Below are 24,473 nucleotides of genomic sequence, written 5' to 3' on the forward strand. Positions count from 1 at the left end.
ACCACATGCGCCATCTTGCTGCGAAACACAACGCGCAGTTTGTAGCTGATGCAGATATTGTTGAAGCAATCTTGCATCCCAACTGGCCGACGCCAACGTCATTTGCCATTGAGATCATCGCGGAAACCAGGGCACACTCACATCTGCTCTTTACTTAAACGACCAATGGCAAGCCGCGTATTGTTGCCGTTTCAATGGGATTCAGTGAACGACCGCTTTCCGCCCTTGTTGTTTCATTGATTAAGTTCTTTTTTCTTCGATGAGTGGTCGTGCAAACTGCTTGTTCCGCTTCACACACATCGAGATTTATCTCCTGAGGTTGTCATATGCACAGCATCGAAAGAAACCAGCGCTCCTTTGGCTTGGATTACGTGGCTGGCCAATTGGCAGCCCAGTAATATTCCTGCGCGGAAATCGCTTTTCTCCAAAACACTGAGCAAAACGCCAGCGTTGAAACTATCACCAGCGGCTGTTGTATCAATAGCGGAAGTTTCCGGCCTAACGGACACCTCCCCCCTAATGTCTCCATCTTGATAAATCACTGAATGCTCGCCGTTCTTTACAACGATCCGGTCCACACCAAGTTTTGCATATCGTTCAAGTGTTGCGGTCGGACAGTCGTCCTTAAACCACTCGCTTTCGTCGTCAAAAGACGGCATCACGATATCCGAGAACTCTGCAGCGCGCATGATTGCAAGTTTCATATCTTCGCCGTTCGGCCAAAGGGTGGGCCTGATATTTGTATCGAAGGCCACGGTTTTCCCTGCTTCACGCCCCCTTTGAAGTGCGCCAAGTAGATTTGCACGCGATTGCGTACCAAGAATCCCCAACGTAATTCCCGAGTAGTAGATCAAATCTGCTTCTTCGATTGCCCGGTCAAGCGCATCTGCGTCGTCCGCAAGCCGTTTTGCCGCAGATATGTTGCGCCAATAGGAAAAACTACGCTCACCATTGGCAAGGTGGATCATATAGAGACCCACGGTTCCACCGGAAATCTCTCGGATGTGAGAGGTGTCAATGCCCGTGCTGTCAATAAAGTCTCGCATTTCGCAAGATAGCGTGTCGTCACCAACTGCCGTGAAATAGGCGACCTCGGTATTCGGCGATAATTGTGCCAAATACCAAGCCGTGTTGAACGTATCGCCCGCATATCCAACCTTGAATTCCCCTGGATCGCCCAAGGGAGCAAGCTCCGCCATGCACTCACCGATTGCCAAAATACGCATGGGTTCTACAAAAAATCGTCACGCCGCGGAGTGAAGCTATCCACGAGCATTCCTGGTTCCAGGCAAACACATCCGTGGGTTTGATCTGAAGGAATGACAAAACTGTCTCCTGGCCCGAACTCTTGGTCACTTTCGCCCAAAGTGAACCGGAACCGGCCACTTTCGACATATGTTGACTGGACATGCGGATGGCTGTGCAACGCGCCTATCGCACCTGCTTTGCTGAACCGAAAGGCAACAACCATGAGATTAGGATGATCAGAGAGAACTTGCCGTGTGACATTCTCTCCTGTCGAGACAACTGGAAATTCAGGCAAGGTGTACCTCCGCTACACTATGAGAAAAGCATTCCACCATTCAGATCGACATTAGCTCCTGTAATGAAAGCACTGTCGTCGCACGCTAGGAATAGGACAAGGTTTGCGACATCCTCAATTGTGCCCTGACGTTTCATTGGCGCAGCGGCTTCAAAGCCGCGACGTCCTGCGTCCGGTGTGTGGATGTTATGAAAATCAGTATCAATCATCCCAGGGCACAGCCCATTGACCCTGATATCCGGGCCCAGCTCTTTGGCCAAACCCCGCGTCAGCGTCATGATCGCGCCCTTTGAGGTCGCATAGGGAACTGAGCCGGGGCCACCGCCATCGCGAGCAGCTTGGCTTGCCAAGTTGACAATTGCACCGCTTTTCATATGAGCCAAACAGGCGTTCGTCATCATGAAGTTGCTGGTCAGATTCAAGTCCATCACATACTGCCAATGTTCAAGTGAGGACTCTGCGACTGTTTTACGGGCAACCAAACCGCCCGCATTATTGACCAAAACGTCGATACTGCCGAATTCCGCGAGAGATCGCGCCACCAATGCGTCAACGTCGCTTTTCTGCGTTAGGTCTCCTTGAAGCGCGAATGCGGTCCCGCCATCTGCTTTGATCTTGGCCACAACGTCCTCAGCGCCTGCGCTGCTGGCAAAATAATTTATTGCGACGTTTGCGCCCTCGGAGGCAAGCTTGAGACCGACTGCTGCACCGATATCGCGGCCGGCTCCAGTTACAATTGCCGATTTTCCAGCGAGTTTCATGCGCATCCCTCATCTTTGCTCAGCGTTGAAAGTTGTCGTGTGCCATTGTGGGCCGCCTAAGCTGCACCGCGTTTGACGAACATGTCGTAGATTTCGGGTACATTCCCTTCGCCCATCCCTGCATCAAGCGCCGTTTGAAGATTTGCGGAAGTGCCTTCAGCGATTTCGGAGCGGGTTCCAATGTCAGTGATCATCTGAACGAAGTAGGCGATGTCCTTGTTGGCATTGCTGATCGAAAACCCAAGATCACTTACACCATCGACGGCGTAATTCTTGCAAAACTGCATGAACGGGGAATTGGACGGGCCCGCAGACATGATCTCAAAAAGCTGCTGGCCATCGATGCCCGCTTGTTTTGCAACTGCAAATGCCTGGCTCATGGTACACGCTGTTGTCATACCCATGAAGTTATTGATCAGCTTGGTCGTATGTCCCGCGCCGAGCGCGCCAAGATGGAACACGTTCTCGCCCTGCACATCGAGCACAGGTTTGACTTTTTCAAACGTTTCGATATCGCCCGCTGCCATGATGTTCAGCAAACCGTCCTTGGCGTGCACAGGTGAACGCCCCAACGGCGCGTCGAGCATCCCGGCTCCTTTTGTCGCAAGGTCCGCTCCAATTTTCTTTGTTGACGCTGGAATGGACGTGCCAAAATCTATGACCACCGCGCCTTTTTGGATCCCGGCAAGAATACCATTCTTACCGTAAATCAGGCTTTCGACCACGTCAGATGTTGTCACGCAGAGCATGACGATATCACTGGCCGCGGCGAGTTCCTTAGGGGTGCTCAACTCGACCGCGCCGCGCGCGACGGTTTGGGCAACTGCCGCTTTGTTGCGGCCCATCACCACAAGATCAAAACCATTTTTTTGGAGGCATTCAACCATCTTGCTGCCCATTTGGCCTAGACCAATGAAACCGATTTTTGGATTCGACATATTCGCCTCCTAAGCGTTTGGGTTTTTCATTTTGGAAAAGTCATCGGCCCCAGCTTGGGCGACGTCATGATCTTGCGCAGGCGAGCCTGAGCTTACACCAATGCCACCGACGACATCAGAACCCGCAAGCACAGGAAGACCGCCGGCAACGGTCACCATACGTCCGCCTAAGGCCGAAGCGATGCCATGCGCTGGCATTCCCGGTTGACTGACTTCACCTAAGGCTTGCGTGCTCTTTTTGATGCCGCATGCGGTATAAGCCTTGTCGATCGCCAGATTGACGCTGGTAATCTTGGCGCCATCCATTCGCTCAAATGCGATAAGGATACCACTCTCGTCGGTAACAGCGATACACATGGGCACCCCGATATCTTCGGCTTTGAGCCTAGCGACCGCGATCAGCCGTCGCGCCTCTTCAATGTCCAATCGTTTGATATTCAGCATAGCGGCGTCCTTTGGGCTTTATGGGCCGATTAGGAGAGTCGGAAGTGTGAGCGAGATGGCAGGAACGAAGGTGATCAGCATCAGCGCTGCGAAGATCGCAAGGTAGAAAGGCCAGATCGTTCTAATGGCTTTTTCCATCGGCAACTGGCCGACCGCACAGCCCACAAACAGACAGGTCCCGACCGGAGGCGTGCAAAGCCCCAGACCAAGGTTCACCAGAAGGATCATGCCGAATTGCAGCGGATCGATCCCCAGCATATTCATCACCGGTAAGAAGATCGGCGTGCAAATGAGGATCAAGGCTGCCATATCCATAATCATGCCAAGCAGCAAAAGAACGGCATTGATCATCAGCAAAATCATGATCGGGTTCTCGGTTATCGCCAAAAGAAACTCGACCGTTTTGGTTGGTACGCGGTTGTAGGTCAGCATGTAGGCGAAGGCCCCGGCGCAGGCGATCAGGATCATGACCATCGAAGTTGTGCGCACGGATGAAATTACAGCAGTCTTGAAGGCATCCCATGACAGGCTGCGGTAGACGATCAGCGTGACAACAAAGGCATACATAGCTCCGAACGCGCCGGACTCTGTCACAGTAAAGATGCCTGATAGGACACCACCGACAATAATGACCGCAGTCAGCAGGCCGGGGATGGAGCCAACAAATGCGTATGCCAGCGCGGTCCATCCTGGAAACCGTTCAGCCTGATAGCCGCGCTTTACTGCGACCACATACGCAGCAATTGCCAAGCAACAGCACATCAGGATGCCGGGGATCACACCCGCCAAGAACAGCTTGGAAATTGATACCGCACCGCCCGTGGCAAGAGCAAAGATGATCATATTGTGACTGGGTGGAATGATGATCCCGGCGATGGAAGACGTCACCGTCACATTCACCGCATAGTCAGCATCGTATCCCTTGTCCTTCATAACGGGGATGAGAATTGAGCCCAGCGCGGAGATGTCCGCGATCGCCGAACCTGAGATCCCGCCAAAAAGCATGGAGGAAAACACGTTCACAATGCCAAGCCCGCCGCGCACGGCACCGACAGCAGCTTGCGCGAACCTTACCAATCTGACGGCTATGCCGCCATGGAACATCAGTTCGCCAGCGAAAATGAAAAACGGGATCGCCATAAGCGAAAAAACGTTGATTCCTGCGACTATTCGTTGAAAGCCGACGAACAAGGGCAAGCCTTCAAACCAAAACGCAGCCAAGGCAGAAATCCCGAGTGCGTAAGCGACTGGAGTGCCGATGATGACGGAAAGGGCAAAGACCCCGAGAAGAACTGCAAGTCCCATGATTAACCCTGATCTATACTGTCTTGGCGCGCATCCTCGCCCAGAAACAGGCGGATCAGATGACCGATGGAAAACAGAAGGACCAATGCTCCGCTAATGGTCATAGGCAGGGACCTCAGGCCCTCGGGCCATTGAATAAGTGGGATCAACGTGCCCCATTTGAATTCGGTCAATTCAAGCCCATACCAGAACATCATCGCGCCAAATCCGGCGAGCAGCATATCTGTGATGCAGACAAAGACTGTTCGTACTTTCGGTGGCACCATGCCCCGGAAAAGAACAACAGATAGATGGGTGTGGTTGTGCACTCCAGCTGCTGCGCCGAGGAAGGCAATGACCATGACAAGTAAAAGCGATACCTGTTCAACCCAGGTGGGGGTGTCATTGAGGACGTACCGGCCAAAGACCAGCCACGCGAAGATGGCGGTCATAGTCACGATGGCGACGCCGGCCAACAAGGTACAAAGGCTGGCGAGCAGGTCGAGGAAGAAATCCATCCTCCGCAGAAACTCTGATGTCTTGCCTGAAACTTGCATGCCGCCCCCTTTTGGGTTTTACGTGTCCGGCTTCTTTGAAGGAAACCGGACGCGATTTTTTTGGTATTCGCTTTGGCAAATCACTCGGTGGCCTGGGCCATCTCGACCAACGCTTTCATATCAGGGTTCGCAGCGAGGTAGTCAGCATAGACTACGTCCATCGCGGACTGGAAGGGGCCCTTGTCTGCGATTTCGTTGACTGTGATGCCAGCCGCTTCAACGTCAGAACGCGCTTGCGCAGATCCAACGGCCCACAGTTCGCGCTGGTATAGAGCCGCTTCTTGAGCCGCACTGCGAACAGCTTCTTGCAGTTCAGGGTTAAGTGCGTTGAACTTGGCTGTATTCACACAGATGCACTCGGGGATGATCAGATGCTCAGATAGGGAATAGTGCGATGTGACTTCGTAATGGCCTACGTTTTTGAACGACGGGAAGTTGTTCTCCGCACCATCAACGACGCCTGTCTTCAGCGCCTGTTGTACTTCCGAAAACGCCATGGGAGACGGATTTCCACCCATCGCCGAAATCATCGAAGTGTAGAGATCGTTGTTCATGACTCGGATCTTCAGGCCTTCCACATCGGCTGGAGAGTTGATCGGTTTCTGGCTGTAGAATGACCGTGCTCCTGCGTCAAAAAATGCAAGTGGAAGGATACCCGCTTCACCCATCGCTTCGGCAACGACCTCGCCTGCGTCACCTTCCATCACACGGAACATGTGAGGAACGCTTTTGAAAATGAACGGAAGCGATACAAGGTTTGCCTCTTTGACCATCGGACCAATCGGGCCAAGGTTGAAGTTACCAACTTCGATGGCTCCAATACGCACTTGCTCCAGCGCATCGGGCTGCGAGCCAAGAACGCCGCCGTGGAACACATCTACCGTGACTTCACCATCTGTGGCTGTGTCTACAAGCTCAGCAAACTTGTCCATTGCCGCCGTATTGGGGTGGCCGTCATTGTGAATGTTCCAAGCGCGCCAGCTTTCCGCCGATGCTGATGAGGCTATCAGTGCAACGGTTACTGCTGCAAAAAGCGATTTCGTAGAAGTCATGGGTCTCCTCCCGTTTTTTTGGGCAGCAACAGGCCAAAACGTGTCGTCTGGAGGATGAAAGTCGCAAAACTTCCTGCTTCCTCCCAAAGCCGGAATCACTGCTGAACCCATAAGGACACTAGTATCCAAGTTATGTCAACAACTCGTTTGAAACATGTGACGGCCTTGACTCTGATGAACAGAGGCTCTTTGATGTCACCAGAAAAAAACGTACCTTCAAGTGAACGCCAAACTAGTTTTTATCGACATATAACAATTACTTAAATCAGTCGTAATCCGTGGCAGTAGAACTATGAATCAGAGGGTGAAAGAAAAAATCGTGGACGGAATTAGGACCCGAACAACCACAGATGTCGTCTACGATACACTACACGATCAGATCGTTTCGCTCCAAATTCTTCCCGGTACAAAACTGTCCGAGACCGAAGTCGCACGCCGATTTGGCGTCTCCCGCCAACCTGTACGCAACGCCTTCACCAGGCTAGGCAATGAGGATTTGCTGCTCATTCGGCCACAAAAAGCGACCGAGGTGCGCGGGTTTTCGATGGATCGATTGGAGCTTGCTCGTTTGGTTCGTAGGGCTGTCGAACTTGAAGTTATTCATGGAGCGATCGAAACTTGGAACGCAGAGAAAGATGCGAAGCTTGGCGAAAACCTCGCCCTTCAGGAGAACGCCCTGACCAATGGGGATCTACCCGCCTTCCATGCGCTTGATTATGATTTTCACAAACTGATCTATGTTCTGGGCGGCAATCCACTAGCATTCGAAGTAATGCTAGAATGCAAGCAAAAAGTGGATCGTCTCTGCATGCTTGGCCTTGGGAAAGACCGCGAAGCGAATTCCATTTTGGAAGACCATTATGAAATCGCAAACGGGCTCGCTTCGCGGGATTTGTCAAAAGCGCAGACCGCAGTTAGAAAACACTTGTCCCGCCTCGATGACACCATTGCGTTTATTCACGAACGCCATCCGGAGTATTTTGAGTAATTTCTGAAACTTGTACCGCTAACTTCATTTAATGTCTAGTCCCGACAAAGTGCTTATCTTGCCAGCCGGTTGTTCATTAATCTTGTCGCTTCTTGGGGGCCAATACTGTCTTTGCCTCCTAAAATTGGGCCACTACTTTGGCCGAGAAGGGGGAACAAGAGATGGCTCGGGAGCGAAACTCGGACGAAGACATGCTGAAGCTGCTGCGTGAGATGTTCCACCAATAGCGGACGGTTTCATGGCTGACCTCGATCCCGCGCTCGTGCAGCAGATCTTCGACATTCCGAAGCGAGAGCGGGAAACGGATGTACAGCATCACCGCAAGGCGGATGATCTCGGGACTGGTTTTAATGTAATTGAATGAGGCAGGTCTGGTCATGGACAAAAGCTACGAAATCCCCCTGCCCGCCTCAAGGCAAGTTCTTCTGACAAGACCCTGCACATTCCTGCAAACAATGCAATATCTCAGAAAACTGACCATCCGGTCTCCTGACTCAAATAGGTGGCTGCCCGTGTGCCAGCATTTGAATTGCCATAGAGATTCAGTCCTGGCGACCAAATACCGATGGAAGCGATTTTGGGTGCAATAATGAGGATTCCGCCGCCAACGCCGCTCTTTCCAGGCAAACCAACGCGAAAAGCGAAATCGCCAGAACCATCGTAGTGACCGCAGGTCATCATCAATGCGTTGACACGGCGCGCGTGATTTGGGGACATCACTCCTGGCGCACCATGTAAACCGGCAAGAACACGTCCGGCCCGCGCAAGCTGGACGGTTGTCATTTCAATTGCGCATTGATGGAAATACGTGCCGAGGACGAGATCTGGCGGGTTCAAGAGATTTCCATAAGAAGCCAGATAATGAGCAAGCGCCTTGTTTCTGGCCCCTGTCGCTTGTTCGGACCTGGCCACGGCGCTGTTGATATGAATGTCATCATCCTCGGTCATCGCGCGCAAGAGATTCAGGATTTCTGCCAATGCAAATTTTGGTTCCCTGCCAGACAATAGTGAGTCTGTAGTGACAATGGCCCCCGCATTCACAAACGGGTTTCTGGGATGACCTTTATCGCTTTCCAAAAGAACGATTGAGTCGAAAGCAGTACCTGAGGGTTCGCGGTCGACCCGTGCCCACAACTGGTCGCCGATCCGTCCCAAGGTCGCAATAAGTGCAAAGACTTTGGAGATGCTTTGTATCGAGAAACGTTGATTGGCCAGCCCCGCGGAATAGGTCATCGCGTCTGCCGTGCAGACACTGATGGCAAACTTGGCGGGGTCAATTTCGGCAAGATCCGGGATGTACTGCGCAGGCTGCCCCCAATCCGCTTCGTAGTAGATTCGATCTGATATGCTTGTCAGCAGCGCCTGTAAGTCGAGCATCAGCCAATCCTAATTTTAGCAGTGACGTTTGTTGTCCAGTACACCGAGGCCGGCCTAGCTTACAGCTTCTCTGCGCCGCCTACAAAGATCGGCAGATCGTGACGGGCTGCGAATTCAGATGTGGCTTTGCGAAATGCTCGTTTTAGGTCAACATACAAAGACACATTTGCGTTTTCCGTCGGCATCACAAATTCCATCTCAATGGTAACCCGCGGTTCAAACCTGCGCGCAACAATGCCATGCGGCGTAAATAGCGGCAGGGAAAACGGCTCTGCAATATTGACGTTTCGCTTGTTGGCAAGCAATGCATACCGCATAACCGATGACTGACACCAAATCCGCTTGGATATGCTGCCGGACACTTCGCCAATTAGCCGTGTCTCATCATCATTGGGCAGAAACATCGTTTCGCTTTCAAACCCCACATGGCTATGTCCGCTGAGATCTGTGTTTCTGATCACCTTTTGCGCGGCCAATTCATGATCCTTGTGCACAGCGAACACATAATCGGCAACCGCGAACGCCTCGGTGTGGATCCCTTCTATATGACCAACCTTATGGGTTACGGCAAAATCGAGCTTCCTTTCGTGGAATGCTTCCACAGTTTCCTTGGCATGCTGATCGTAGATGTCGACGAAAGCATTCGGATAGTCCCGGTGAAACGATTCCAGGACTGCCGGCATTACAGCGGCACCGATTGTTGGCAAGCAAGCGAGGCGAACCCTTTCTTCGATCCCCGCACGGATTTCAGCAGCAGCACGTTGTAACGACTCGGCACTATTGTACACACCCTCAGCAATCCTAAAAAATGCCATCCCCTGCGTTGTCGGCGTGACGCCACGGCCCACGCGGGTAAAAAGCTCGAACCCCACATTCCGGGAGAGTTCGGTTACAAGTCGACTTACGCCCGACTGCGTTAACCCCATATGTTCCGCAGCGGCCGCCAATGTCCCGGTTCGCACCACCAGCAGAAATGCCTGAAGTTGCCTAAATGTCATTGTCCCACTTTCTTCGAGGAATGATCAAGCATGGCGTGGCCAACCGTTCGCTCTGGGTCTTTTGAGTTTAGGAAAGCGATTCCTGATCGAAATTGGCAGGGCGTCGATTATGGTCAGAATACGATGCACCACATCGATTCACAAGTTGATGACGCGTTCCTGAGCGACAGCTGTCAAGAAACGATCCACACCATGCCATAGATCAACCTATTGGAAAATATGTGATAATTTCCTATAGCTGACCATAGGTCAACCATCTTGATGATTCAGCAAGAATCGAAGCAGGAATTGTTTGCTACCAAAACAACCACGTTGAACCACAAGGCACAGCGACGCAAACAAAGAGACCCGCCAATCAACCGCTCGGGTGATCTTGCGCACCATATTTGCTGATGCCGTTGTCCAGACACGGAGCAAACATGACCTCGAAACGCGCACTCGCACTGTCCTCCGTTTTTAGCATCTCGTTGCTTGCAACGCCTTTGATAGCGGATGTCCATCCAGTTACAAATGAAGAGCTGGCAGAAGAACAAGTGTTCACTTACCGCGTCGGTGATGAATTTGCTTCGATTGATCCGCAACTGGCGGAAGATGTACAGGGTGGTGAATTCATTCGGGACCTTTTCGAAGGGCTTATGAACCAGGACGCCGATGGCAATTTGGTGCCGGGTGTCGCCACTCATTTTGAAGCGAATGCTGACAACACCGTCTACACCTTTCAATTGCGTGACAACGCAAAATGGTCGGACGGCAAACCTGTGACCGCCCACGATTTTGAGTATTCATGGAAGCGACTTGCCGATCCGAACACGGCCTCTCCCTATTCCTGGTTCGCTAAGGAAATGGGACTGAAGAATGTCAAAGCTGTTATGGCCGGAGACATGGATCCGTCCGATCTTGGTGTAAAAGCCCTGGATGACCACACTCTGGAAGTTCGGTTGGAAAACAGCATGGGGCACTTTCCCCTGATGACGACGAGCGAACCGACATTCCCGTCTCCGAAATGGGCGATTGATGCGCATGGTTCGGACTGGACCAAGCCCGGGAACATCGTATCAAACGGTGCCTATGTTCTGACCAAACATGTCCCCCAAGAAAAATCCGTGCGCGAACGCAATCCGCTTTATTGGAACGACGAGAACACGATTTTGGAACGGGTCGAGGCTCTTGTCATCAGTGACGACAATGGTGCCCTGACGCGCTACCTAGCCGGTGAGTTGGATCGCACAGAGGTGCCCACTGGGCAATACAATGCCCTAAGCCAAAAACACCCAGACGACGCGGTCAGCTTTCCGCGTCTTTGTGCTTACTATTACTTCATCAACATGACTGAAAACACGCACCCCGCACTGCTGGACCCGCGTGTTCGCGAGGCGCTTTACCTCGCCATTGACCGAGAGGTAATTACCAACGCGATCCTACAGGGTGGCGAATTTCCGGCCTATACGTTCACGCCCGAGGCGACTGCGAACTTCGTCAGCCCAGACACGCCGGCCCGTAGTATGACGCAAGCCGAAAGAGACGCGCGCGCGTCGGCTTTACTGGCCGAGGCTGGCTACACTGGCGAAGAGATTGAGCTGGATCTTCTTTACAATACCAGCGAGGCACACAAGAAGATTGCGATTATCGCGTCCCAGATGTGGAAGCAGAAGCTGGGTATCGATACCGTCCTACAAAACATGGAATGGAAGACCTTCCTCGAAGCGCGTTCGAACCAGCAGTTCGACATAGGCCGCGCCGGATGGTGCGGGCCGTATAACCTGGCATCGTCCTTCCTTGACTTGATGAGCAGTACTCACGCTTATAACGACGCGGGCTATGCCAATGCCGAGGTTGACGCGCTGCTGGAAAAAGCCAAGACCAGCCCCAATCCGTCTGCAAGTTTTACGCGTATCGAGGAAATCTTGGCCACCGACTTCCCGATCATTCCGATCTATCACTACGCAGGCGTTTACATGATGAACGACGATCTTCGGAACTGGCCCGTTGGGAATGTCGAGCAGAAATGGTACTCGCGCGAGCTCTATTTCGCAGCTGACTGACTGAGTGGCACCGGGCCGCGCACCACGTCTCTGGTCCGGCACGTCATCCCGAATTCGCCCCAAACATTCCCTTTCTACGGGAGGTCCCAATGACCGAGTTCATCATCAGACGTCTGCTATCCGCGATCCCTACGCTGCTGGTTTTGATCATCTTCTCCTTTCTGCTGATGCATTCAGCACCCGGCGGCCCGTTTTCTTCTGACCGACCCCTGCCCCCTGAGGTGTTGGCCAATATCGAAGCCAAATATCATCTGGACGATCCCCTGCCCTTACAAATTTGGAATTACGTAGTGGGCATCGTCACTCAGTTCGATTTCGGTCCCTCCTTTCAATACAAGGATCGGACGGTGAACGAGATCATTGCTCAGGGTTTTCCGGTGACTTTGACTTATGGGTCGATCGCATTTGTGGTTGCCGTTGTGTTTGGGTGCGCCTTGGGCATCACGGCTGCGCTGAACCAGAACTCTTGGCTGGACTACTTTGCCGTGGGTATCTCTATCGGCGCACAGGTGCTGCCAAACTTTGTCATGGCACCAATCCTGGTGCTGATCTTTACGCTATGGCTGGGATGGCTGCCCGGCGGCGGATGGAACGGTGGGCAATGGCCTTACCTGGTCATGCCGGTGATCGCATTGTCGACCAGTTTCATGGCGTCGATTGCGCGGATCATGCGGTCGTCGCTGTTGGAAGTGATGCACAGTAACTTTATCCGCACCGCGCGCGCCAAGGGCCTGCCGGCACGGGCAATCCTGTTTAGACACGCCTTGAAGCCGGCGATGCTGCCAGTGATTTCCTACCTCGGTCCGACCTTCGTGATCATGATCACCGGTTCTGTCGTGATCGACCTCTATTTCACTACCGGCGGTATCGGACAGGCCTTTGTGAACTCGGCCCTGAACCGGGATTATTCGGTGATGATGGGGATCACAATCCTGATCGGCTGCCTAACCATTCTGTTTAACCTGGTCGTGGACATCCTTTACGCCTGGATTGACCCAAAGATCAAACTATAGGAGGCCGCACTATGTCTGACACCGCTATTGTAGATCCAAACGGCCTTGTGGAAGCACCGACCAAAGGGCGTTCCCTCTGGCAGGATGCGCGCCGTCGGTTCCTGCAGAACCGGGCCGCCGTCATCAGCCTGTTCGTGCTTAGTTTTATATGCCTTGTTGCCGTTCTTGGCCCGTTTATGGCCGCGTGGAGCAACGAAGAGGTGGATTGGAGCGTGTTGGGCGACATCGCGACGCTAGGCGCGCCGTCATTCGAAAACGGCCACTATTTCGGCGTCGATGAACTGGGCCGGGACCTCTTTGCGCGCGTTATTCAGGGAACGCAGGTTTCCCTCATGGTGGGGATCGTCGGCTCGTTGATCGCCGTCACATTCGGGACTCTTTACGGCGCGACCGCCGGATATGTTGGCGGACGCACCGACAACATCATGATGCGGCTTGTCGATATCCTGATGTCGATCCCGTACATGTTTGTGCTGATCCTATTGTTGGTCGTATTTGGCCGCTCGATGTGGTTGCTGTTCGTAGGCGTCGGTTTAATTTCTTGGCTGGAAATGTCACGGATTGTACGCGGCCAGACGTTGGCTTTGAAATCCAAGGAATATGTCGAGGCGGCGCTGGCCATCGGGGTCAAGCATCATGTGATTGTCATCCGGCACATCATCCCGAACCTGCTGGGTGTGATCGTGATCTACGCCACCCTGCTGGTGCCTCAGATGATCCTGACCGAGAGCTTCATCTCGTTCCTTGGCCTCGGCGTTCAGGAGCCCAACACAAGCTGGGGAGCGCTGATCTCCGAAGGTGCCTCGACCCTGCAATACGGCACCTACTGGCAGCTTTTCTTCCCGCTCGCTTTTTTTATTGTGACGCTCTTTTGCTTCTTCTTCATCGGTGACGGCCTGCGCGATGCGCTGGACCCCAAAGACAGGTAGGGACCAATCATGAGCTTGTTGGAAGTCAAAAATCTGTCCGTTGAATTCGACACGCCCGATGGACAAGTACGTGCCGTGCAGGACGTCAGCTTTACGCTCGGAGAACAGAAGACGCTGGCCATCGTCGGCGAAAGCGGATCAGGGAAGAGCCAGACAGCGTTTTCAATCATGGGGCTGATCGCGGGGAACGGGCGCGTGACCGGTTCGGTCAAATTCGACGGAACCGAGATCTTGAATGCGTCGGAAAAAGTGATGAACACCTACCGCGCTGCGCAGATTGCGATGATCTTCCAGGATCCAATGACCTCGCTGAACCCGTTCGTCCGAGTGTCCAAACAGATGGCTGAGGTACTGATGCTTCACAAAGGGCTTAGTAAAACAGATGCCATCAAAGACAGCACCAGAATGCTGGACGCGGTGAAAATCCCCGATCCGGCAAGACGTGTACACATGTACCCGCACGAGTTTTCCGGTGGTATGCGACAGAGGGTGATGATCGCGATGTCCCTGCTATGCCATCCCAGGCTGGTCATCGCCGACGAGCCGACAACTGCGCTGGACGTAACTGTTCAGGCGCAAATTATGGATCTGCTCAGCGACCTGCAAAGCGATTTCGGCATGAGTATCGTGTTGATTACCCACGACCTTGGCGTTGTGAAGGGATCATGCGAGAACACGCTGGTTCTCTATGGTGGGCGCGTCATGGAAACCGGCCCGACGAGCGAACTCTTTGCCAGACCTACCCATCCCTATACCCGTGGATTGCTGCACGCGGTGCCTCGGTTGGAGTCAAATGACACCAAGTTGGCCACCATTCCCGGCAACCCGCCCAACATGCAACACCCGCCCAAAGGCTGCGCTTTTTCCCCGCGCTGCAGTAATACCATTGACCGCTGCATCGTTGAAAAGCCCCGACTGGAACGCTTCGCGAGGGATCGCAGCCGCACTTGTCATTTGTCCCCGGAGGAACTCGCATGACTAGCCCCGAAACACTGCTGACGGTCGATGATGTCAAAGTCTATTTCGAATACGGTCGTGCCGTCTTCGCAGCGAAACAAGAACAGCGGTACATCAAGGCAGTTGATGGGATCAGTTTCGACATCAAACGCGGTGAAACGCTGGGTATCGTGGGCGAAAGCGGTTGCGGTAAATCCACACTGGCCCGCGCTGTCATACGGATGGTACCTGCGCATTCCGGGCGGGTGTTGTGGATGGGGCAGGACCTGTTGGAATTGGATAGCAACGCCATGCGCGACCAGCGCAAGGACCTGCAGATGATCTTTCAGGATCCTCTAGCATCGCTGAATCCGCGCATGACTTTAGGTCAGATCATCGCCGAACCGTTAAGGACACATTTCCCCCAGATGCCCCGATCCGAGATCCGCTCGAAAGTGGCTGCCATGATGGCGCGGGTTGGCCTGTTGCCCAGCATGGTCAACCGCTATCCGCATGAGTTTTCCGGTGGCCAGTGTCAGCGGATCGGGATTGCGAGGGCACTGATACTGGAGCCCAAGCTGATCATTTGTGACGAGCCGGTTTCTGCGCTGGACGTCTCGATCCAGGCGCAGGTGATCAATTTGCTGATGGATCTGCAGAAAGAGATGAATCTCTCTCTGATGTTCATCGCCCATGACCTGAGCGTTGTAAAACATATCTCCACACGCGTAATGGTTCTGTATCTGGGTAATGTGGTGGAACTGGCCGACAGCGACGCCATATATCGGAACCCGTCGCACCCATATACCCGCGCTTTGATTGCTGCTGTGCCGGATTTGGACAAGACTGCTCCAGCGGACCGGGCGTCATTGATGGTCGACGGGGAACTGCCGTCACCGCTATCGCCTCCGTCTGGGTGCCCGTTTCGCACGAGATGTCCTGTAGCTCAAAAAATCTGCAGTGTTGAGAAGCCGAAGCTTGAAACATCCTCCGACGGTCACGGTGTCGCGTGTCATTTCCCTAAAGTTGCGCAGCAAGACAACTGAATTAGTCAATGAAAATCCCGCAAACCGGTTGAATTGGAACCATTCTGCTGTTCGTTTGAGAAACCTTTCTAACACCACGATTGGGCCGCAATGCGGATGCTCCGAAGTGTGGGCTCTTCGCAGTCGTTAGATCGAACGCAGCTTGATTGCCGGACAGGGCGCACTCCTGCAGCAGGGACGGCCCAAAGCTGCCGTTGAAAAAAGGGTACGGTCGCTGCGGTGTGCTCGTCAGAGGAGACATTCGCTGCAGTAGCGAAGTTTGGCGGCTGGAAAGCGCGCACCCCACGCAACAAAGTGAGAGTTCGCCGCGGTTATCCAGCGAAATTCGACCAATACGTGTGTGGGTAGTTGAATTGAGACCACTCGTCTGGTAACTGGATGAACCGGAAACCCTGATACAGGAGAGATCAGATATGATGAATTGTCAGACCTCAATGCTTCGCGCGGTAGGCGCAGTAGCCCGTTAAAGCGGTCTGACAGGTTTCCGATCTGAAGGCCGCCTCGTGAGCGGCCTTTTTTGTGTTTTTCTCATGTGGCGGCTTTCCATCATTTCATGGAGAGAACAATGCCAAGCTTATCACTTTACAATCCAATCAACCGGTCGCGTGGCCTCTTACTGCGGCTAACGGCTATCTTCGCCCGGCGATCCAGCGCAGAACAGTCTGTTCTACGCAGAAAAGCCGAGCTTGCGGCTCACCTGAGGAAGGACGTCGGCCTTCCACCGGAGGTTGAACATCCGCCTCCTTCACACCATCGGTTCCCTTTTTAAGGAAACAATCAAGTAAGGGCAGCTTTCTGCCCTTGCTCTTAACAATCGCTCCGTGTCCGGAGCGAAGCCGACTTCGGAACAGACGCAGCACATACCCCTGCTCCGTTTCCCTCAAAATATCCCGTCCAAACCGGCAGTTCCTGCCATTCGTTTGATGCCATAGTGTAGCCTATTAAAGCAGACCTTGATCTGCCGTATGGCAATCCGCGTGGGTCGAAATTACAAATCGCGCACCAAGCAGTCATCCGAACAAAGTCGTTCCAATTTTATCCAGCACGAATTCAACCCGCTCGCTCACGGATACCCTTGGTAAAACCAAAACCTCGTAACCAAGGTCATTCAACGCACTTTCTAAGCGATGATACTCCTCTACCGCAGCTTGAAAATCATGTTTGCGTACAGCGTCACTTTCGAAAATCTCTTTCCAAGGTGGAAACAAGACTACTGGCGCCGAGTAGACACGAGCAGCGCCAAGAGTTTCACCAAGCGATGGTCCGCGCGAGTATTCTAATGCGACCGCCGCATCAATGAGACCTCTGTCAAAAAACACTGGACCGCATTGTAGTTGAGCCGCTTCTAAGTCAGACCGAGCGATTTCGATAGCCCGCATTGCGAAGGCATTCATATTGATCCATGGCAGGGCTTTACCGTCACCAGCAATCTCTTCCTCGACGATACGCCGACCCGGTTCCGATACAGTCGAGAAACCGCGCTTGCTCAGAGCATCGAGAAGTGCGGATTTTCCACCACCTGAGCAACCCGTTAGCAAGATGAACCGATTTCTCAAAGATCACACCTCTTCATCTGTCCAATTCAGGATCTAGCTTGAAAACAAAGCAGTTTTCCGAGCTACGATAAGGCTTCAGCTGCACCTACGGTAGTGTGACTCGCTGAACCTGCGAATTCGCATCCTTCATATCCAAAGCTGTAAGATTGAAATCAACAAAAGCAGCGCCATGGCAGCGTTGAACATCTGCCAATGCCGGTCAGAACGAAGTAAATTTGCGATAAATCCTCCCGCCATAGCCCAGAGCGATAACGAAAGACAAGCCGACAGTACAAAGATGATGGAAAGAATGCAGCCAAGCAAAAAGGGAACTGAGACCATGTTGGAGAAAGACGAAGCGACTCCCACCGCCATCGCCCAGGCCTTTGGATTGACAAGCAACAGCGCCGCCCCGACGAGGAAACTCATGGGTTGTGCCTCGCTTAAGCGCGTGGCCGAAGGTGATCCGGCCAATCCAATTTTCAGTGCCAGCCAAACAAGGTACCCTGACCCTATTGCTTTAATAGCAGAATTCAGATTAGGCGTGGATTGCAGCGTGGCCGCAAGACTGGTTCCGGACACGGCCACCAGCAGCGCGAGTGCAATGGCGGGTGCTGTCAGACGAATTCGAACCAGTCTCAGTTTGCTGCGGAAACCGTGAACCTATCCGGAACAAAGTTGACGCCACTCGCTGAGAGCGGCGGCGCGGGTCAGTTTGAAGGTGTCTCGGCTGGCTAGCGATCTTTCCTGGTTGAAGTGGTTGTATACGGAGGAATGGACGGAGGCGAATTTCTGTAAACTTCGCATGCGCCTGAAACGTTGCATGGCGCGTTCGCGTCGTCGAAACGGCAGGTGCGAATTCTCGACTCGGTTGTTGAGCCACCTGCCCGTCTGTTGTTTTTCGAGCGCGCCCATTTCTCTGAGCGCGGCTTTGTATGAGGCGAAGCGATCCGTGACGACGTTTTCCGCTTTACCGTACCGCTTCATCAATTTCCTGAGGAATTTCAGTGCTGCAGCTTTGTTTCGGCGTTTGGTGACAACGGCTTCCAGCACTTCGCCTTCGTGATCGACGGCACGCCAGAGGTAGTGGCGTTTGCCGTTCACTTTCACGAATACTTCGTCTACGTGCCACTTCCATTTTGAAAAGACTCGGAGTTGCTGAACCCGCTTTCTTCGGATCTCCGCAGCAAAAACCGGACCGAACCTGTTCCACCAATACCGGACAGTTTCGTGACTCACATCGATGCCTCGCTCGTGCAACAAATCTTCGACATTCCGAAGCGAGAGCGGGAAACGGATGTACAGCATCACCGCCAGGCGAATGATCTCGGGGCTGGTTTTGAAGTATTTGAAGGAGGCAGGTTTGGTCATTGCTAAATGCTATGCAACCACCCTGTCCCGCTCAACCAAAGTTCTTCTGACAAGACCATCCGGCTCTTGGACGCGTCAAGCAGTCGCTGAACGGCACAAGCAACTGGCGCGGATCGGAATGTCTGCGCGGGCAACGGCTTGGTCCAGAAGCAATTTCACATGGGGCAGTTCCACAGATTCGCCTCTGCGCTCAAGGCACTCATGAAGCCCATGTAATGCCCAGACATTGCGAGGATGCTGGCTCGGTCGCGGCAATTTACCATCAAGACCCAAATCAGCCCGATAGACGGCCTCGGCTTCCTCATATTCGCCCGCCTCCATCAGAAGGGCCCCAAAAGCATGGCGGGATGGTTGCGGCCACGACCACGGCTCTTCGTATTCAAGCCCGTCATCCAGTTCGACCGCTTTGCGGAGGTGACCGAGACCGTCTTTGCGGTTGCCGGCTTTGAACTCGATTTCTCCCTTCATCATTTCCTCGGCCACGGCAAGTACGTCACGCGCTGAATTGTTGAAAAGCATACGGCTTTCAGGCACTTCGGCGTAAGCGGTGGTGAAGTCCTGCATAGTTGACCGAGCCTCTTGGTGACGACCGAGATTAGCCAAAGCCACGGCTTTGGCGTAATAAATCAACGCGTTGGTTGTAACGTACAGCTCTTTATCTTCTGGCTGCTCAAGCTCAAGTATATCTGTCCACATTCCAAATCGGATGTAGACATGAGGTGCGGCCGCGACAAAGGTCTCGAAAATGTCTGGATAGGAGCGAACGACCTCATCAGGAACTTCTGCGCGCAGGCAGGTTACGGCATCAACTGCGGCAGCTTTTTGTCCCAGAAACATCGCGCCGAAAAAGGCGAAATGCAGGTTGTGAATGCGATACAGGGCGTAAAAATTCGCGGCCCCTGCATATTCTTTGAACACATCATCGACTTTGGCCGCAGCGAGATTACGGTACAGGACATTCTGATAGTCCCCGCAAAGGACATCGATATGTGTGCCCATATGCACAAGGTGCCCTGCATCGGGCACAAGATCCTTCAGCGTGTCGCCATGGCGCAGTGCCTTTTCAGGGTGCGGGGACATTTCCATCAGATGAATGTACATGTGTAAAAGACCAGGATGGCTCCAGGCGCCTTGTGTGCGTTCGAATGCGCGTTCTAGCACTTGCATAGCTTCGACAGTTGAGGCTTCCGGGTTCGGCACGCCTTTCTTGAAGTCCCAGAGTTGCCAGGGCGTCCTGTTCATCAACGCCTCTGCGTAAATGCAAGCTATGTCCAAGTCGTCTTTGTGAGCCTCGTACACTGGTTTCATGGCTTCAGCGAAACCATCGTTAAATGGTTGGTAATCTTCGATTTCAGGGTCCGTTGGATAACGCAATGCTAATGCCTCAATCAGGGCGGTTTCTGCCGGTTTAGCGTCCTTTAGCGCCAACCCGTCCCTGAGCGCCTGATGCGCCTTTTCCAACGCTGGCGCTTTCTCTTCCGGGGTGAAAACTTCCCATGGCTTATTGTAATTTGGCCCAATGGAATAAGCGATTCCCCAATAGGCCAATGCACACTGCGGATCAGCAGCGATTGCCTTCTCAAAGCAGACAATGGCTTCTTCATGATTATACGCAAATACCCATATTAGACCACGATTAAACCAAGTTTGGGCATCTGGAACTGCGCTGGCGGGGCGACTGTATTTTCCCAGATCAAAATAGTCAGACATGAAAAGCACTCCCTCACAAAGGGTGAACTCTAACACGATTCGACCTATTTCGATTTGTCTTTCCCGAGTTAAGTTGCACTTGGCTTACTTGCAGGACTAATCCACCTTCTAATCCAAAAAGAACCAGAGGCACTCGCTAGAGCGCAAGCATATTGAAACTCGGTCATTCTAATTTGAACGACCACTTTGGGCTCGATGCGGTCATTCGCTTTGCTCGGCGTGAACGATCGGAACGCGGACAAAGCTGCCGATAAGTCAGCTTGTTGGGATGTGTAATGACGGCCCAAAGCCGACATCCGGCTCAACGCAATGATGCTGCAGTTGCAGCCCGCATTGCTGACTTTCGCTGCGGCCGCTAAATTTCTGTCTTAGGCGAGGTCTGGAGTGCAGGACGAAGCCGTACTTAAGTAGGCCGATGTGAAGTTCTGCATGCTGCCTAAAGCTGACATTTGCCGCCAACCTCGAATCTTTAGTGCAGCTTGACAATATCTGGCGTTCGCAGTGCCTCTTTGCCTTAGTAACTTGGTTCCCCAGACCACAGTTTACACGCCTGAAACGGTTATGCGGTCTTCCTCGAATCCTACGCAGTTCCTCATCCAAACAATTAGTCGGTTCAGGTCAACGCCGGTTGACGAAGCTGGCTTAGCGGCTGCGTCACAGGACGATGCTTGGATTCCTAAAAATGCGCGTCCAGTACGTTTTCGTCTTCGTCGCTTGGCTTTGTATATCCTGCGTCTTTGCGCAACTCAGACGGCGACATGCCGAACTGCTTTCTTATGCTGCGTGAGAAATGCGAAAGGCTTTTGAAACCGCAGTCAAAGCAGATGGCCGATTGCGCTTTGTCCGAGTGGATCAGAAGCTCGCGCGCACGTCTTAGCCGCAGTCTCCACAGATACCTAGAGGGCGTCGTCCCCACGTTTTTCTTGAAAACTGTGATTAAGTGCTGCTGAGTCACACCACACCCTGCGGCAACAGAGTTCAGATTCAGTTGCTCATCCGCTATACCCGCCTCGATCAAGCGCAGCGCCTTTCGTACGACTTCCGGCAGTTGACTGTGTCGTTCGCTGTGCAATGTCCTGTGTAGAAACCCCCGCACAGTCGCGAGCCCAACTGCGTCACGGACCGCGTTTAATGACGGGCTCGATTGCAAACCCAGCCCCACTCCGATTTCCATCAGGTCCCGAAGCAAATCAGGCGTCTCGATCGGCGCATATGTTTTTGTCAGTCTAGCAAAGTCTTTGTCTGACAGGACTGGTAAGAACCCCTCGCACCATCGAGCAGACGTGGATTGCCCCCGTCGATAACGAAATTCGAACCGAGTGTTAGACGCCGCAATCCCGATTTGCCCTTCCGTCACCTCAACCCTGTCTTCAGGCGTAACCAAGGTACATGCGCCTTCCGACACTTCGATGAGAGACAAGTAGGGTCGCTGGATTGGGCCGAAAACACCGCCGTTTTCGTATGTCATCCCGCCAAAGGAAAAGCCTCGAACATAGGTAACTAGCTGGTCCAACGGTGAATGCCTATTTCTTGGGCGCGCGATCGAGTGGCATTTAGAAAAACATCATAAATCTTAATCTCAGTCAATAATCGCTCCATTTGGGCTTTGTTTGCTTGGTTTGAATCAATGACAGTTAACAGATCAGGGGGTTTTGCCCGATTTCAGGATCGACGTTCGATGTTTCAATCAGTCAATCATTCCAAGTTTTCAGACGACCTCCCGCGCGATTGCACCTTCGACGAGAGCGATTGGCGCATCCTTGCCTCGTTCTGGCACCCGGTCGTATTTGCGCATGACGTTAAGGACAAGCCCGTCAAAGCACGGCTCCTCGATGTTGATCTTGTGGTTTTTCGTACATCCGAGGGCCTGTGTGTTGCACGGGACATCTGCCCACACAGGGGCACTCGGCTCAGCGGCGGTTTCATCCGCGACGACCGGTTGGTGTGCCCGATGCATGGTCTGCACTTTGATCATAGTGGCGCCTGCACGAAAGTACCTTCTGTCGGCGACCCGAACGCACGCATTCCACCGCGCCTAAGGCTTTTTTCCGTTCTGAGCGAAGTCCGCTATGGTATAGTGTTTGCGTGCCTGTCGGGAGAACCATCCCATGCATTGCCCGTATGGCAAGGTATTGAAGACGACCGATTGGAAAAGATCTACATTCCCAGTGACACATGGCACGCCGCCGCCAGCCGCCATGTAGAAAACTTCAACGATGTTGCGCATTTCCCTTGGGTCCACAAGGCTACGTTCGGAGGATACGAGGCGGATCCAACGCCACCCTACGAGGTGCACAAGACCGACTATGGCCTCACCTTTGATCTGCCGTACTTGGAACAGGGCAACCGGTTCCCGGACAATGTCGAGGCGGACGACCGGCAAGTCACCTATCACTATGAACTAACGCTACCGTTCTCTACCCTTTTGGTGATTGGTCCGGATGACAGCTCATACCGCCAGTACTTTGCCGATACGGTATGTCCGGTATCGGCACATCAAACGCGCATATTCCAGGTCTGCACAGACACGACTGGCGCGCCTGACCACGACTTCCTCGTCAAAGAATCGCTGCAGATCAATGACGAGGACAAACCGATGGTCGAGGGGCAGCACCCCGAAGATCTTCCGCTGGATCTGACAGAAGAAATTCATCTCCCGTCTGATCGTATGTCTGTCGAGTACCGGCGCGCGTTAGCGAAGCTAGGTCTGGGTGCCCCGATAACGAGTTGAGCTGGGTCCAGGAATGACGGAGGCCGCGCGGCCAAACCTATTTTGATCGTCGCCTGATGCGACGACTGGCTAATGTGAGGAACAAAGGAGAAAGAAATGAAGAAACGAACTTTTCTGGGTCTGGTTGGCGGTGCTGCGATTGGCGCAGCGTCTCTTTTGTCGACTACATCCATCGCATGGGCCGATGACCCCACCGATCTGAACGTTGCGATCATTCTGTCGGCTGGTCTGGAATCTGCCTGGGACGGCTCGCTTATCAGAGCCTTCGAACGCGTAAAGGCAGACGAACCCTATGGGTTGGACATCACCTGGCAATACACCGACCCGCTTTGGGGGGACGATGCAGGCGATGCCATGCGCCTGTTCGCAGAATCCGGGCAGTTCGACATTATCTGGGCGCATTCGACCTATTCGGACCAGGTCAAGAAAATGAAAGACGAATTCCCCAACATCATGTTCGTCGTTGTGGGGTCCGGAAACGAAGGGCTGGGTGGGAACCAGTACTGGGTTTACAAACGCGTACACGAACCAGCTTACGTTCTGGGGGTGATGGCGGGGACGCTTACGGAAACCGACACACTGGGTGTTGTCGGGACCTTCCCGGCCGATGACGTGAATGACGAGATCAATGCATTTTTCATGGGTGCACGTTCGGTCAATCCAGACATCACGCAGAAAGTCGCATTCATTGAAAGCTGGTACGATCCGGGCAAGGCGTCGGAAATGACATCCGCCCAAATCGCGACCGGCGCCGACATGATCTTTTCGCTCGCCGGGAATTTCCAACCTTGCGAGGAAAACAATCTGCTCTGTTTCGGGAACTTCGCAGACCAGCATTCGTTCTCACCCGATACCGTTTTGTCCAGCGCTTTGGCGGATTGGGAACCTGACGTAAAGTGGATTGTCAACGAATGGTGGACTTTCAAAACCGGAGCAGGTTCACTTGACGGCAATACCGAGATCATCTGGCGCGGCATGGCCGAAGGCGGCGCGGCGATTGCCAGTTTCAACTCGTTGGCCGATCAGGTTCCCGACGATCTCAAGGCCAGCGTTGATGAACTGGTCGCCAGCATCTCATCTGGTGCATTTGAGGTGCCGCTCGACGTCTCGGAACCGCTGTCGGAGTAGGGTTGAGGCGTCCAAGGGCTTTTGCCTGGCACGTCCGACCGTGCCGGGTGGCCGACATCCGAATAGGTAACCTATGACCGCTGTTCTGAA

23 protein-coding genes and 1 pseudogene are annotated in these 24,473 nt (G+C 53.2%); 8 read left to right on the plus strand and 16 right to left on the minus strand.

Translation table 11 applies throughout. From position 1 onward, the window contains the following. Positions 1 to 290: 290 nt before the first annotated feature. The 8 genes from ACR0EZ_RS23260 to ACR0EZ_RS23295 all read right to left on the minus strand — a co-directional run bounded on the left by ACR0EZ_RS23260 (position 291) and on the right by ACR0EZ_RS23295 (position 6,579). Positions 291 to 1,226 carry a sugar kinase gene (locus ACR0EZ_RS23260; protein ID WP_480617163.1) on the minus strand — a complete coding sequence of 312 codons (936 nt, stop codon included), beginning with the start codon at positions 1,224 to 1,226 and terminating at the stop codon, positions 291 to 293. Between the two features lie 5 nt (positions 1,227 to 1,231). Further along, on the minus strand, positions 1,232 to 1,543 hold the full coding sequence (locus tag ACR0EZ_RS23265) for a cupin domain-containing protein (RefSeq protein ID WP_480617164.1): 312 nt from the start codon (positions 1,541 to 1,543) through the stop codon (positions 1,232 to 1,234). A gap of 17 nt (positions 1,544 to 1,560) precedes the next feature. Next, positions 1,561 to 2,304, minus strand: coding sequence for an SDR family NAD(P)-dependent oxidoreductase (locus ACR0EZ_RS23270; protein ID WP_480617165.1), 744 nt, complete (start codon positions 2,302 to 2,304; stop codon positions 1,561 to 1,563). A gap of 56 nt (positions 2,305 to 2,360) precedes the next feature. Next, complete coding sequence (locus ACR0EZ_RS23275) at positions 2,361 to 3,242, minus strand: NAD(P)-dependent oxidoreductase (RefSeq protein WP_480617166.1); 882 nt, start codon at positions 3,240 to 3,242, stop codon at positions 2,361 to 2,363. 9 nt (positions 3,243 to 3,251) lie between these two features. Then, positions 3,252 to 3,686 (minus strand): GlcG/HbpS family heme-binding protein, encoded by a 435-nt coding sequence (locus ACR0EZ_RS23280; protein WP_480617167.1) that lies wholly within the window; start codon positions 3,684 to 3,686, stop codon positions 3,252 to 3,254. Between the two features lie 18 nt (positions 3,687 to 3,704). After that, positions 3,705 to 4,991, minus strand: coding sequence for a TRAP transporter large permease (locus ACR0EZ_RS23285; RefSeq protein WP_480617168.1), 1,287 nt, complete (start codon positions 4,989 to 4,991; stop codon positions 3,705 to 3,707). Between the two features lie 2 nt (positions 4,992 to 4,993). Then, positions 4,994 to 5,488 carry a TRAP transporter small permease gene (locus ACR0EZ_RS23290; protein ID WP_480617169.1) on the minus strand — a complete coding sequence of 165 codons (495 nt, stop codon included), beginning with the start codon at positions 5,486 to 5,488 and terminating at the stop codon, positions 4,994 to 4,996. Positions 5,489 to 5,607: 119 nt separating this feature from the next. Further along, the gene (locus tag ACR0EZ_RS23295) at positions 5,608 to 6,579 is read right to left on the minus strand and encodes a TRAP transporter substrate-binding protein (protein ID WP_480617170.1); all 972 of its coding nucleotides are present in this window, start codon (positions 6,577 to 6,579) and stop codon (positions 5,608 to 5,610) included. 304 nt (positions 6,580 to 6,883) lie between these two features. On the opposite strand from ACR0EZ_RS23295, the gene ACR0EZ_RS23300 reads away from it, so the two are divergent. Then, positions 6,884 to 7,567: a GntR family transcriptional regulator gene (locus tag ACR0EZ_RS23300; RefSeq protein ID WP_480617171.1), complete on the plus strand. Its 684-nt coding sequence runs from the start codon at positions 6,884 to 6,886 to the stop codon at positions 7,565 to 7,567. A 220-nt stretch (positions 7,568 to 7,787) separates the two neighbouring features. Here the strand turns inward: ACR0EZ_RS23300 and ACR0EZ_RS23305 are convergent. The 3 genes and pseudogenes from ACR0EZ_RS23305 to ACR0EZ_RS23315 all read right to left on the minus strand — a co-directional run. Next, positions 7,788 to 7,946 (minus strand): annotated as a pseudogene (locus ACR0EZ_RS23305) (IS6 family transposase); the annotation flags it as partial. A gap of 86 nt (positions 7,947 to 8,032) precedes the next feature. Then, the gene (locus tag ACR0EZ_RS23310) at positions 8,033 to 8,944 is read right to left on the minus strand and encodes a glutaminase (RefSeq protein WP_480617172.1); all 912 of its coding nucleotides are present in this window, start codon (positions 8,942 to 8,944) and stop codon (positions 8,033 to 8,035) included. A 59-nt stretch (positions 8,945 to 9,003) separates the two neighbouring features. Then, positions 9,004 to 9,942 carry a LysR family transcriptional regulator gene (locus ACR0EZ_RS23315; RefSeq protein ID WP_480617173.1) on the minus strand — a complete coding sequence of 313 codons (939 nt, stop codon included), beginning with the start codon at positions 9,940 to 9,942 and terminating at the stop codon, positions 9,004 to 9,006. Positions 9,943 to 10,361: 419 nt separating this feature from the next. Here ACR0EZ_RS23315 and ACR0EZ_RS23320 point away from each other — a divergent pair, with 419 nt between their 5' ends. The 5 genes from ACR0EZ_RS23320 to ACR0EZ_RS23340 all read left to right on the plus strand — a co-directional run bounded on the left by ACR0EZ_RS23320 (position 10,362) and on the right by ACR0EZ_RS23340 (position 15,908). Continuing rightward, positions 10,362 to 11,984: a peptide ABC transporter substrate-binding protein gene (locus ACR0EZ_RS23320; protein WP_480617174.1), complete on the plus strand. Its 1,623-nt coding sequence runs from the start codon at positions 10,362 to 10,364 to the stop codon at positions 11,982 to 11,984. Positions 11,985 to 12,073: 89 nt separating this feature from the next. Beyond that, positions 12,074 to 12,997, plus strand: a complete 924-nt coding sequence (gene oppB / locus ACR0EZ_RS23325) for an oligopeptide ABC transporter permease OppB (RefSeq protein ID WP_480617175.1) — start codon at positions 12,074 to 12,076, stop codon at positions 12,995 to 12,997. A gap of 11 nt (positions 12,998 to 13,008) precedes the next feature. Continuing rightward, a complete protein-coding gene (locus ACR0EZ_RS23330) occupies positions 13,009 to 13,926 on the plus strand; it encodes an ABC transporter permease subunit (RefSeq protein WP_480617176.1) in 918 nt (305 codons plus the stop codon). A gap of 9 nt (positions 13,927 to 13,935) precedes the next feature. Then, the gene (locus tag ACR0EZ_RS23335) at positions 13,936 to 14,904 is read left to right on the plus strand and encodes an oligopeptide/dipeptide ABC transporter ATP-binding protein (protein ID WP_480617177.1); all 969 of its coding nucleotides are present in this window, start codon (positions 13,936 to 13,938) and stop codon (positions 14,902 to 14,904) included. Beyond that, the gene (locus ACR0EZ_RS23340) at positions 14,901 to 15,908 is read left to right on the plus strand and encodes an ABC transporter ATP-binding protein (RefSeq protein WP_480617178.1); all 1,008 of its coding nucleotides are present in this window, start codon (positions 14,901 to 14,903) and stop codon (positions 15,906 to 15,908) included. Before ACR0EZ_RS23335 ends, ACR0EZ_RS23340 begins: the two co-directional genes overlap by 4 nt. A gap of 1,010 nt (positions 15,909 to 16,918) precedes the next feature. Here ACR0EZ_RS23340 and ACR0EZ_RS23345 read toward each other — a convergent pair. The 5 genes from ACR0EZ_RS23345 to ACR0EZ_RS23365 form a co-directional block, all read right to left on the minus strand. Next, positions 16,919 to 17,464, minus strand: a complete 546-nt coding sequence (locus ACR0EZ_RS23345; RefSeq protein WP_480617179.1) for an AAA family ATPase — start codon at positions 17,462 to 17,464, stop codon at positions 16,919 to 16,921. Positions 17,465 to 17,590: 126 nt separating this feature from the next. Continuing rightward, entirely contained in the window at positions 17,591 to 18,031 is a 441-nt protein-coding gene (locus ACR0EZ_RS23350) for a LysE family translocator (RefSeq protein WP_480617180.1), read from the minus strand. Positions 18,032 to 18,106: 75 nt separating this feature from the next. Then, entirely contained in the window at positions 18,107 to 18,814 is a 708-nt protein-coding gene (locus ACR0EZ_RS23355; protein WP_480617181.1) for an IS6 family transposase, read from the minus strand. A 75-nt stretch (positions 18,815 to 18,889) separates the two neighbouring features. After that, positions 18,890 to 20,524 (minus strand): hypothetical protein, encoded by a 1,635-nt coding sequence (locus ACR0EZ_RS23360; protein ID WP_480617182.1) that lies wholly within the window; start codon positions 20,522 to 20,524, stop codon positions 18,890 to 18,892. A 676-nt stretch (positions 20,525 to 21,200) separates the two neighbouring features. Further along, entirely contained in the window at positions 21,201 to 21,992 is a 792-nt protein-coding gene (locus ACR0EZ_RS23365) for a helix-turn-helix transcriptional regulator (RefSeq protein ID WP_480617183.1), read from the minus strand. A gap of 159 nt (positions 21,993 to 22,151) precedes the next feature. On the opposite strand from ACR0EZ_RS23365, the gene ACR0EZ_RS23370 reads away from it, so the two are divergent. Together ACR0EZ_RS23370 and ACR0EZ_RS23375 are read left to right on the plus strand one after the other, a co-directional pair. Further along, positions 22,152 to 23,255, plus strand: coding sequence for an aromatic ring-hydroxylating oxygenase subunit alpha (locus ACR0EZ_RS23370; RefSeq protein WP_480617184.1), 1,104 nt, complete (start codon positions 22,152 to 22,154; stop codon positions 23,253 to 23,255). Positions 23,256 to 23,351: 96 nt separating this feature from the next. After that, the gene (locus ACR0EZ_RS23375; RefSeq protein ID WP_480617185.1) at positions 23,352 to 24,383 is read left to right on the plus strand and encodes a BMP family lipoprotein; all 1,032 of its coding nucleotides are present in this window, start codon (positions 23,352 to 23,354) and stop codon (positions 24,381 to 24,383) included. The last annotated feature ends 90 nt before the right edge of the window (positions 24,384 to 24,473 follow it).

It is taken from the genome of Ruegeria sp. AK4 (assembly GCF_056541025.1).